This window comes from Pseudomonas sp. Ag1, assembly GCF_000278565.1.
Taxonomy (GTDB): Bacteria; Pseudomonadota; Gammaproteobacteria; order Pseudomonadales; family Pseudomonadaceae; genus Aquipseudomonas.
The window spans coordinates 1-10700 of the sequence record NZ_AKVH01000031.1; the positions used below are offsets into that span (position 1 = coordinate 1).

10 protein-coding genes are annotated in these 10700 nt (G+C 63.4%); all 10 read right to left on the reverse strand.

Translation table 11 applies throughout. The features are described from left to right. Positions 1-179: 179 nt before the first annotated feature. From A462_RS31740 to A462_RS31695, 10 genes are read right to left on the reverse strand one after another with little or no spacing between them, the layout of a single operon-like run. The gene (locus A462_RS31740) at positions 180-1157 is read right to left on the reverse strand and encodes a LysR family transcriptional regulator (protein WP_008430316.1); all 978 of its coding nucleotides are present in this window, start codon (positions 1155-1157) and stop codon (positions 180-182) included. A 51-nt stretch (positions 1158-1208) separates the two neighbouring features. Then, positions 1209-2144: a peptidylprolyl isomerase gene (locus tag A462_RS31735; RefSeq protein WP_008430318.1), complete on the reverse strand. Its 936-nt coding sequence runs from the start codon at positions 2142-2144 to the stop codon at positions 1209-1211. Beyond that, positions 2141-2629 (reverse strand): YbjN domain-containing protein, encoded by a 489-nt coding sequence (locus A462_RS31730; RefSeq protein WP_008430320.1) that lies wholly within the window; start codon positions 2627-2629, stop codon positions 2141-2143. Before A462_RS31730 ends, A462_RS31735 begins: the two co-directional genes overlap by 4 nt. A gap of 20 nt (positions 2630-2649) precedes the next feature. After that, positions 2650-3276, reverse strand: a complete 627-nt coding sequence (locus A462_RS31725; protein ID WP_008430322.1) for a hypothetical protein — start codon at positions 3274-3276, stop codon at positions 2650-2652. 17 nt (positions 3277-3293) lie between these two features. Next, positions 3294-4991 (reverse strand): putative porin, encoded by a 1698-nt coding sequence (locus tag A462_RS31720; protein WP_008430325.1) that lies wholly within the window; start codon positions 4989-4991, stop codon positions 3294-3296. 41 nt (positions 4992-5032) lie between these two features. After that, positions 5033-5740, reverse strand: coding sequence for an energy transducer TonB family protein (locus tag A462_RS31715; protein WP_032898546.1), 708 nt, complete (start codon positions 5738-5740; stop codon positions 5033-5035). Positions 5741-5743: 3 nt separating this feature from the next. After that, complete coding sequence (locus tag A462_RS31710; RefSeq protein WP_003211540.1) at positions 5744-6169, reverse strand: ExbD/TolR family protein; 426 nt, start codon at positions 6167-6169, stop codon at positions 5744-5746. Positions 6170-6180: 11 nt separating this feature from the next. Next, complete coding sequence (locus tag A462_RS31705; RefSeq protein WP_008430331.1) at positions 6181-7980, reverse strand: DUF2341 domain-containing protein; 1800 nt, start codon at positions 7978-7980, stop codon at positions 6181-6183. Positions 7981-8004: 24 nt separating this feature from the next. Continuing rightward, on the reverse strand, positions 8005-9603 hold the full coding sequence (locus A462_RS31700; RefSeq protein ID WP_008430334.1) for a ShlB/FhaC/HecB family hemolysin secretion/activation protein: 1599 nt from the start codon (positions 9601-9603) through the stop codon (positions 8005-8007). A 59-nt stretch (positions 9604-9662) separates the two neighbouring features. Beyond that, positions 9663-10256 (reverse strand): transposase, encoded by a 594-nt coding sequence (locus tag A462_RS31695; RefSeq protein ID WP_003211546.1) that lies wholly within the window; start codon positions 10254-10256, stop codon positions 9663-9665. Positions 10257-10700 lie beyond the last annotated feature (444 nt).

Genomic DNA, 10700 nt, shown 5'->3' on the forward strand with positions numbered 1-10700 from the left:
GATGGCACGGCGCGGCGCACCGCGGTGACGTGCCGGAGTGCGGGCTGGCCTAGACTARGCGAGGCACCGAGTGGTGGAGCAAAGACCTTTTGGTTACTTTTGGGGCGTTTGCCAAAAGTGACCCGCTGTAAGAGCGGAACCATAGGTGGCCGTTACCGCAGCAACGGATATGTACTCAATCAATCAAACCACTCCCCCCGCTCAAGAAACGTATTCCGAATCATCTCCACCACCCACCCCACCTCCAGCGGATGCCGCACATCAGCACTCACCCCCATCCAGACCTGCCGCTGCATCCCCTCCAGAAACACCCCATCCAACGCCGTCAACCCACGATCAAAACAACTCATATACCGCGGCAACAACCCAATACACGCACTGCACCGAATCATCTCCAGCATCAGCGGATACGCTTCCACCCGCACCACCCCCGCCAGCCGCTGCTCCACCAGGCTATTCCACGGCCGCAGCGCCTCCACCTGCCGGTCCGGCTGCCACTGCACCAACATATAATCCGCAAGGTCTTCAATACTGTCCGGCCGCACTGCCAACCGCGAATACCGCTTGGCAATATGCGGCGAATAATCCAAACGCGCCAACACCTCCGGCGCCCCAATGGCAAAACTCGGCCCCGCCCCCGGCGAATCCATCCCCGACAACCACACCACCACATCCGCATCCAGCGCCTGCAACCCCAACTCGCTGTCGATGGAAATGATCTCCAACCGCACACTCGCATTGCGCCGCAACAGGGCAATCAGGTCCCGCCCCAGAATGTCATGCAGGATCGACTCGGCAACCGCCAGCCGAATCAACGGTTGCTCCAGCACCGGCAAGCGTCGCTCATGCGCCAGGGCAATCAACTGCGCCTGCAACTGCTGCCCTTCACGACTCGGGGCCAGGACATTGCCCTGATAGCTGAACAGCGAACGCCGCAGTTGCTCTTCCAGCTGCGCCAGGCGCTTGCGCAACTGCGTGGCCTTGATGTTGAGGCTGCGAGCCGCCTGCATGAAACACCCACAGCGGGCGCTGATCAGGAAATACTGCGCCACCTCGGGCTCGATGGCGGCCGCCAGGGCCAGCCAGGCCTCAAGGGATTCGGTCGACGCACGATAAGGCGCGACGCCGTGGGGTACAGCCGGTTCAACAAATACCATGGGAGACTCCCTGTCTTGTGGGTACTGTGCATCCAATGCGGTGATACGGTTTTACTCCAGTACCTTGTTCAGCTCGGCGCCGTCGATACTCAAGGTCGCGGTATTGAGCATGCCTTCCAGGTAGGCCTTGGCAATCTGCTCCTGGCGTTGCGCACGCAAGGCCTCGGTCAGGCGGCCACGCAGTTCATCCAGCGTGGCCGTGCGCGCCGGTTGTTGCCCAGTGAGTTTGAGCACGTGAAAACCCGCCGCACTCTGCACCGGCTCCGACACCCCGCCCGTCTTGAGCCGCGCCACCACACCGCGCATTTCAGGCACCAGTTGCTGCAACGGCTGCATCCCGGAATCGCCACCGCGCCGGGCGCTGTCGGGGTCCTGGGAATACTGGCTGGCCAGGGCGGCAAACTCGCCCGGCGAGGCCTGCGCCTTACGGCTCAACTCCTGGGCCTGGCGGCGCACATTGTCGACGGTTTGCGGGTCGCTCACGGCCAGGAAAATCTGGCTGACCTGGTACAACGGCGGCGTCACCCATTGTGCCTTGCCGCTGTCATAGGCCTGCTGCAATTCAGCGGCGCTGGGGTAATCCGTCGGCACCTGGCTGACCGACAACATGTAGTCGCGAAATACGATCTGCTCGGTGGCGGCGCGGGTTTGCTGCTCCACCTCCGGGCGCTGCCGCCAGCCCTGGGCATCGGCCTGTTCAAGCACGGCCTTTTGCGCCAGGCGTGAACGCAGCCAGGTTTCCAGGGCGCCACGGTTGCCACGCAGTTGCTCGCGGGTTTCCGCCGGCAAGGCGGCCAACACCGACTTGAGTTCGGCGACGTCGATCTGCTGGTTGCCCAGGCGCGCCACCGCCGGCCCGTCCTTCACGGCCACCGGCGCCGGCTGCTGGGCTGCGACCGGGTCACTGCCCGGCCGCAGGCTCAACCCCACCGCGACCGCCAGCACCACCAGGGCGCCAGCGCCGACCACCAGGGTTGGTTTCTTCACAAGGCAGGCGCCTCTTCACGGGCATCGACGGCAGGCGCGGCGTCGGCCTGGGCTTGAAGCTGGGCGGCTTGCTGGCTGTATTCACGCAGGTAGACGATGAATTCCTGCAGCAGGCGATCCCACAATTCCAGCTGATTGCGCAAGTACGGCGCACCCACGCCGGCGGCCACCACATCCATCTCCATCAGCAGGAACTCACCCTGCAACGACAACCGCGCAAAACGTCGGGAAGCGTTCCAGACCTGGGCCAGCCCCTCGGGCAATTCGCCCTGCACCCGCAGCGCGCAGCTGTAGGTGAAGTCCACGTAGCTGCCCTGCTCTGCCGCCGGGTTGCCGAAACGCACGGCGAAGCCGATGCCCTGGCTTGCGCTGAGCAATTGCACGATGCCGTTCTGCTCGGTCTGGTTGACCCGGTAGCCGGCTTCCTGCAGCAGCTCGGTCAAGGCTTGCGGGGTCACGCTGGTGATCAGTTGTACGTCGCTCATAGGGGTATCTTCCTTGTCGATCAATGATTAGTGACGGTCTGTGGAGCATCGAACCGATTAAGGTAAAGGCCGTCACCAAAACCCTGGGCGAGTTCCTCGAACTTGACCCGGGTGCTGCTGGCGAACGGTTGGCGGATGCTCATCACGTCGGCCACGTCGATTTTTTCGTAGGCCGTCAGCAACTGCTGGGCCACGTCGTACATCTGTTGATTCTTGACTGAACATTGCTGCACTTGTGTGTCACGTTCCGTGAGTTGCGCCTGCAAGCGTGCGCGCTCGGTTTCTTTGCCCCGGGCGATTACCAGCAAGTCTTCATAGGCTTTCTTGAACTTGCCCACCTGCTCATTGCTCGCGGCCACCTGGGCCTGGGCCTGGCTGTGCAGGCTCTGTTGCTGGCCCACCAGTTGCTCGGCCACGCCACGGGTCTTTTCCAGTTCGGCGGTCAGTTGCTTGACCTGCGCCTGGGCCTGCTTGGCCTGGGTTTCGGCGGCGATGCGTGCGGCACTGGCCTGGGCCTGCTCGCTTTGCAGCGCCTGCAACTGCTGGGTGGTGCTGCGCAGCTGAGTGCGCAGGCGCTCCTCCATGCCTTCAGCCGAAGCGCCGGTGGTAACGAGCAGTAGAAGCAGGCCGCAAATTCGCGTGTTCATGAGCTTTCTCCGGCGCATCAGAAGCGCGTGTTGAGTTCCAGTTGCATGACATCCACTTCAAACGGCGCGCCATACACTTCGGAGGCGCTGAGCCAACGGGCACTGGCGTAGATGTTCTTGTCGAGGCCGTAGTTGGCGCCGATGAAATAGCCCTTGGCGTTGGTGCCGCCGAGGTGGAACGAGGAGTCGTTGAAGCCGTCCGGCAAGGCATCCGGCTGGATGTATTTGTAGCCGGCCAGCACGTTCCAATCGCCCTTCTTGCGCATCTCCAGCGCACTGCCGAGGGTGAACTGCACCAGCAGCGCATTGCCGCCACTTTCAAACTGGCCGTCGCGGTTGAGGTTGTTGACGATCTGGCCTTCGCTGCGCTTGAGCATCTCGCCCTTGTCGTAGGCCAGGTTGTGGATGAAGTTGGTCTGGCTGCGCAGCTTGAGGTCTTCCGGCAGCTCGCTGTCCCAGGCCAGGTTGAGGTCCAGCACATTGAACTTGGAGGCCAGGCCGACGAATTGCGGTTGCGGGGTCAGGCCAGGCGTTGCCGGGTTGGGGGTGATGTCTCGCAGCAGGAACACGCTGTTGCCCTTCTGCATGAAGGCCAGGCGCGTGCCATCGGTATCGCACGCCGGCTGGCCGGCCCACGGCGAGCAAGGGCTGGAGCGTTCGCCCTGGATATCGCCGAAGTGGTAGTAGGCCATCGAGCCCTTCAGGCTGTTGCTGCGGTTGATCCTCCAGTCGGCGCCGATCTGCCCGCCGAACAGCCATTTGTTTTCGCTCTCGTCCTTGTCGAAGCCGTTGGTGGTGGCGGTGTCGGGGCTGTATTCCACCGGGAACGCGCCGAGGGTGCCGAACAGGCCCCAGTCGCTGTTGAGCTTGTGGTTGAAGATCGCCGCCACACCGTCGAAGTTGAGGTCCCCGGAATACATCATGTCGGTGGAATAGAACGGGTTGGCAAAACGTCCGGCGGTCAGGGTCATGTAGTCGGTGGTCTTCCAGGTGAGGTAGCCCTGGTCGAGCCAGATGTCTTTCTTGCCGAAGCCGCCGCCCAGGGTCTGGGTGGTGGACACCGGGTTGTTGTCGTTGCCGGTGCCGAGGCGGATGCCGGCGGTCCATTCCGGCGAGATAACGGCTTTCATGCCCAGGCGGGCGCGCAGGCGGAACAGGTTCTCGCGGTCTTCGCGGGTGTTGAGCAGCGGCGGCAATTTGGTGTTGGTGTTCTTGTTCACGTCGTAGGGGCCGCTGTCGTTGAGCTTGGCGTAATCGACGATTTCATTGCTGTTGTTGCCCGAGAAATAGCGCGACTCATCCCGCAGGCGAATATCGCCGTCGAAGCTGATGCGCGAGACCCACTCCGGGAAGGTGTTGGGCTGGGCCCAGTTTTCCTGCTTGGCGGTGGCCATGACCTCGGCCTTGACCTGGTCGCGAATCTGGTCGCGCACCGCGGCCGGCACGTACTGCACCCGCACATCGCCGGGGGCCGCAGTTGGACCTGCCGCTACTGCCGTGGCGGTGCTGGCCTGACGTGCCTGCTGAGCCTCTTTTTCAGCCTGGGCGATCAGCCCGTCGGCCTGTTCCTGCTTGAGCACACCTTGCTGCACCAGCAGGCGGATCAGGTTGATCGTGGCGTTTTCCGAAGGCGCGGCGGCGGCCGTCGCCTGGCCGACCAGGGTCGCGATGACCATGCCGACCGCCAGGGTCAATCGATTCACGTGGGAAATCATCTGCACACAACTCCTGTAGAAAACTGCAAAAAAGGGTTCGATCAATCCGGGCGCCGGCCCTTGAGGGACAGGCGTACCGGCAGGGTCATTGAGGTGGGTGTGCGTTCCTTCAGCCGCGGTGTGGCACGCAATGCGGCCAGCACCTGGGCGTCGGTGTCGGCGTCGCCGCTGGACTTGGCCAGCTCCACGCGCGTCACCTCGCCGTCTGCGCTCAGCCACAGGTCGGCCTGCACCGTGTAGGCCTTCTTGCGCAGCTCCGGGTCTTCCCGCAGCAGGCGCTGGAACACCCCGGCCAGGTACTGCTTGAACGTCCCGGTACCGAGCCCGCCACCACCGGAACCGGCCATGCCGCCGCCCTTGCCGGCACCGATGTTGAAACCGTCGGTACCGGACTGAGCGTCGCCGTCGATCTGCATCGGGTTGGCCAGGTCGTCTGCTGGCGAAGGCGGTGCCTCTTCCTCGGGCTTGACCTCGTCGGGGGTCGGCGTGGGTTCCGGCTCGGGGATTTTTTCCTGCACCTCGGGCTCCGGTTCCTTGGGTTTTTCCGGCGGCGGTGGTGGCGGTGGCGGCAACGGAATAATCGTCGGCACCTTGGGCGCTTCACGGCGCACGCCACTCATGTCATTGGCCCACTGCCAGAGAAACCAGGCAGCCACGGCGCCCAGCAGCAGGCCAATGCCCCACTTCAGCGGGCGCAATGGCGGCTTGTTCTTGAGGGGCGTCGGCGTGATCGGCATCTGTGCGGTCATGACTCAGCCCTGGCTCGGTTTGCCGGTGACCAGCCCGACCTGGGACAGCTCCAGGCGACGCAGCAGGTCGAGCACTTCGATGACCTTCTGGTACTGCACCATGGCGTCGCCGCGCACGATCACCGGGAAGTCCGGGTTCAGCGCTTTCTCGATGCGCAGGCGCTCTTCCAGCTCAGGCAAGGTCACCGGGTAAGCGTCGAGAAACACCTGGCCGCCATCGTTCACCGAGATGGCCTTGGTCTTGGCCTCGGACAGCGATACCGAAGCACTGGCCTTGGGCAGGTGGATCTGGATCCCCGAGACCTGGGCGGTGGCGGTGAGGATAAACATCACCAACACCACCATCAGCACGTCCACCAGGGGCGTGATGTTGATGCTGTCGACGGGGGCGTCATCGTCATCGTCGTGGGAGGCATTCACGGAAGCCATGCTGATTCTCCTCAGGCCGGGACGTGGGCGTGGTGGTCGCGACGGTGCGCCGCTTCACTGTGCTGGCTCTCGCCGTGCATCTCCGCCAGGCGGGTGATGAACTCGTCGACGAACACGCGCATGTCGGCGCTGACTTCCTTGTTGCGGGTAATCAGGCGGTTGTAGCCAAACAGCGCGGGGATCGCGACAAACAGGCCCATGGCCGTGGCCAGCAAGGCCGCCGCCATGCCCGGGGCGATGGCGTTGATGTTCACGTCGCCGGCCATCGCCGTGCCGAGGAACACCACCATGATCCCCAGCACGGTGCCGAGCAGGCCGATATACGGGCCCCCGGCAATCGCGTTGGAGAGGGTCGACAGCTTGGCGCCGAGCTGCTGGTTTTCCCGGGTACGCACGCCGTCCATGGAGCAGCGGATGGCTTCGATGGTGGCTGCCGAGACCGACGAGGTGTCGGCGCCCTGGGCGCGGCGAGTGCGGATTTCCTTGACCGCGACCCGGTACAGTCGCCACAGCGAGGAATGGGTCAGGCGCTCGGCCAGCAACGCGTCGTCGTAGTACATCTCCAGGCGCGTACCGATCTGTGCGAATTGCTCGCGGAAGATATCGTTGGCAGCACTCACGCGACTGACCTGGCGGTTCTTGCGGAGCATGATGAACCACGACTGGAACATCATCCCCACCAGCACCAGGATGATCACCCAGGCATCCACCGGCACCGCCTTGAGCAGGAACCCCAGGCTGCCGAAGCCGAAGCCCGACTGTTCTTCATCCACGCCATAGGCCACTAGTTTCGACTCGGCGCCCTGGGCCGTGGCATCGGCCAGCAACAGGGCTGCCGGGCGCGCGACCTTGGACAAGCGCAGTTCGTCCATGGCCCCGGTAAACGGCAGGTGCCCGCCGGCGGCTTCCGGCAAATCGGCACCGATGGCCAGTGGCGAATTGAACGCCGGCATCGCCACTGCAAGGGTCGCGGTCTCACGGCCGTTGACGTACAGCGAGACCTTGTCGCCCTCGGCGGTGAACGCCAGGTGCTGCCATTGGCCGGGGTTCAGCGGCTGGGTCGAGACAGCGCGCTGGCCGTCGATTTCAATAAACGGCATCCCCTGGTTCAAGCCCAGCAACAGGCTGTGGGCGCCCTCGCGACGGGCCACCACCACTTGCTCGCCGCTGGCCTGGTCGACCCGCAACCAGGCGCTGAAAGTGAAGGCGCCGCCCGCTGCGTGTTGCAGCGACGGGCTGGCTGGCAGCAGCAACGGCTGGCCACTGAACTGCAAGGCCCGGCCGATCACGCCGTCGATGCTCGCACCGGTAGCGTTTACGGCAGTGTTGCCGTAGGCCGTGGTGTCCCGGGGCGGCGTGCCGTTGGCGCCGTCGAAGTGGTAGAGCGCGGTGTAGTTCGGGTCGAAGGTCAACTGGCCGTTGGCGGTGGCCGGCGCCTTCTGGTTGCCGTAGTACATCCACAGGTCCTGGCGCTGGCCGCCTTCGACCTTGGGCACATCGACCCAGATCAGCGCCATGCCCATCAGCGGGTCGAAGCTTTCGATCTGGTGGTTGAACACGGTCTTGTCATCGGCGCTGACAAAGCGCAGGTCGGCGCCGTCGTCCTTGACCCCGTCAAAGCTGAAGTTGCCGGTGTGCAGGCGCACCAGCAGCGCGGTGCGGCCCAGGGCCTGGCTGATGGCTGCGCCCTGGGAGGTGGTGTCCACCGTGATCTGTTTACGGTAGTGCCAATCGTCCTGCCACCAGGCATGGGCGGTGGCCGGGAGCGCGAAGCCCAGGCAGATCAACAGGCTCAGAAATAGGCGTTGCATGTCAGGAGTCTCCGAAAAAAGGGGTCAGAAAGTCGCCTGCACACTGAAGTGCAGTCGCGAGTCCTGTTTCTGGGTATTTGGGCCTTCAAGCAGCGGGTAGCCCCAATCCAGGCTGCCGGACAACCACTTGCTCAAACTGGCGCGGGTGCCGAGGCCGACACTGGCCAGGCTGTATTCGTCTTCCTGCTCGGGCAGCGGGTCATGCAGGCGCAGGCGTGCGCCTTCGGCAAACGCGTAGAAGCGCCACTCCTGCACGTAGCTGCCGAGAAACTTGGCCAGGGACGGCGTGCGCAGCTCCTGGGACAACAGGTAGCCTTCGTCACCGGTGCGTTCGGCGGCGAGATACCCGCGTACCGACGTAGCGCCGCCAGCGGAATATTGCTCGTTGGACACCAGCGGCCCCGAGGCCAGCTGGAAGCCGGCCTTGGACGCCGACTGCCAGTCGTTGCCGAAGGTGTAGGTGTAATTCAGGTCACCCTTGAGCACCGCAAAACTCGGGCTGGCCTTGTCACGCTTGTACTGGAACTCCTCGGCGTCGCTGCCGTAGCCGAAGAACGCGCGGGTACCCACCACCAGGCTCAAGCCCAGCCCCAATTGCGACTGCTCGGTGTAGCGGTAGCCGTTGTAGCCGAAGGTCAGCGGTGCGTACTTCAGCGGGATATCGTCCGTGCTGCCGCCAAACTTCATCTGCTCCTTGAAGTCCTTGAAGTCGACCCCGGCAGAGAACGAATTGGCCCAATTGCCACTGGCCGGCAGGCTGTAGATCGCCGACACGCCGTAGGAATGGCCCTTGCCCAACACGTTGCTGCCGCCGATGGTGGCGATGTTGCTGTCGGACTGATAACCGGAGAACTGCAGGCTCCAGCGATCAGTCAGCGGCGCGGTGTAGGAGCCCGACCAGACCTTGGCGTTGTCGCTGTCCTGGGGTGCGGTGAAGTACGTCAGGGAAATGCTGTGGCCCAGTTGCCAGAGGTTGTCGTAACCCAGGGTCGCGACGCTGCGCAGCTCCTTGGTGTCGGCGCTGTAGTCATTGTTCAGGCCGAGGCTGGCGTGCCAGGGGTTCTGGTCTTCCACCTGCAGGTCGACGTCCATGGTGCCGGGGCGCTGGCCTTCGCGGACCAGCGGCGTGACCTGCCGCCCGGCGCTGCGATTGAGGCCGGCGAGTTGGGTTTGCACGCTGGTGAAATCCGGAACCGCGCCCTCCTTCAAGCCGGGTACTTCGTCGCGGATTTCCACCGGCGAATAGTGCTTGGCGCCGACTACGCGGACGCGCCCGACCTTGGTTTCGCTGACCTGCAGGTAGACGATTCCGTCATCGACCTTCTGCTCCGGCAGTTCGACGAACACCGACTGATAGCCGCGTGCCTGATAGATCTTCTGCAAGGCATCCCGGGCGCCTTCGATGTCGGCGAGGGTCTTTTGCGGGCCGAGAAACGGGTACACCGCCTCTTCGATCGCACGAGCGTCGAGCACGGTGTTGCCGCGCACGAAGTACTCGTTGACGTCCACCAGCCGTGCCGGAGGCTCGGGCTGGGTGCCCTGCTCTTCGGCCTGTAGCGGTTGCGCCAGTGCACCCAGCGTCAGCCAGCACAGCGCCAGCGTTGATTTGAACAGATGCTCCACACCGCCCCCTGGTTTACTCAAGATGATTGCCGTCGCCGTTTGCCCGGCGTTTGGCCTGTTCAATTGCTGGATATCGAGGTGCTGCCGTGCCGGGCGAGCCAGGTGTGCAGCAGGGCGAAGTTCAGGGAGAACTCCGGCATGTGCAGCAAGGCGCCACAGAACACTTCACCGATGATTTTCTGGATCAACTGCACCGCCTGCGGGTTGTTCAGGAACGTGGCGATGTCGCGTTGCAGGAGGTTGATGCCCCAGACTTTCTGGTTCAGGTCGAGGCCGACGAACCAGCGGAACAGCAGGTTGTAGTTGAGTTGTTCGTGCAGTTGCTGTTCGTTGGGGACTGAGTACAGGAGTTGCAGCAGCAGGATCTGCAAGACGGTCTGGGGGGCGATCTGGGTGCCGGGTTGGGCCTGGAGCAGGTCGCGGTGGAGGTCGAGGATGTCGTCGATCTGCGGGCGCAGCAAGACCAGTGAATGGCCTGCGGGGATGTAGCTGGAGACTTCCTTGAGCGCGCCTTGCCAGTCGTCCTGGGAGACGATCCATACCCACGGTGCGCCATAGCGGTAGACCGAGACCGGTTTTTTGCGTGCGGCTTCGACGATCTTTGACAGGCGCTGGTCGAGCTCCTGCATGCCGACTTTCGAGTAACGTTCCATAGTTCCCATTCGCCCCACTCCTGGCATCCTGCTTGCGGCTCTGACGTCGCCTTTTTTGGCGGTGTTGAGCGCGTTACATAGCCAAGACGGGGGTCGCTGGGGACTACCGAACTTTTGTCATAAAAGCTTCTTTTTTGGGGCGGGGTGAGGTGGGCATATCCGTTGCTGCGGTCAGGGCTGGTATTGGTTCCGCTCTTACAGCGGCTCACTTTTGGAGTGTTGTGAAGCAAAATCAAAAGTTAAAGCGGGCACGGTTCAAATGTGGGAGCTGGCTTGCCTGCGATGGCATCGCCTCGGTGTATCTGAAAAACCGAGGTTTCTGCATCGCAGGCAAGCCAGCTCCCACAGAAAAGCAGAACCACGGAGTGCGGGCATGCCGAGCCTAGGCGAGGCACCGAGTGGTGGAGCAGAGACCTTTTGGTTACTTTTGGCTGGGCCGGCATT

Excerpts from the sequence above, each read along its gene's own strand:
- A462_RS31720 (WP_008430325.1), bottom strand. The coding sequence starts at position 4,991 with ATGATTTCCCACGTGAATCGATTGACCCTGGCGGTCGGCATGGTCATC.
- A462_RS31705 (WP_008430331.1), bottom strand. The coding sequence starts at position 7,980 with ATGCAACGCCTATTTCTGAGCCTGTTGATCTGCCTGGGCTTCGCGCTC.
- A462_RS31715 (WP_032898546.1), bottom strand. The coding sequence starts at position 5,740 with ATGACCGCACAGATGCCGATCACGCCGACGCCCCTCAAGAACAAGCCG.
- A462_RS31740 (WP_008430316.1), bottom strand. The coding sequence starts at position 1,157 with ATGGTATTTGTTGAACCGGCTGTACCCCACGGCGTCGCGCCTTATCGT.
- A462_RS31695 (WP_003211546.1), bottom strand. The coding sequence starts at position 10,256 with ATGGAACGTTACTCGAAAGTCGGCATGCAGGAGCTCGACCAGCGCCTG.
- A462_RS31710 (WP_003211540.1), bottom strand. The coding sequence starts at position 6,169 with ATGGCTTCCGTGAATGCCTCCCACGACGATGACGATGACGCCCCCGTC.
- A462_RS31730 (WP_008430320.1), bottom strand. The coding sequence starts at position 2,629 with ATGAGCGACGTACAACTGATCACCAGCGTGACCCCGCAAGCCTTGACC.
- A462_RS31725 (WP_008430322.1), bottom strand. The coding sequence starts at position 3,276 with ATGAACACGCGAATTTGCGGCCTGCTTCTACTGCTCGTTACCACCGGC.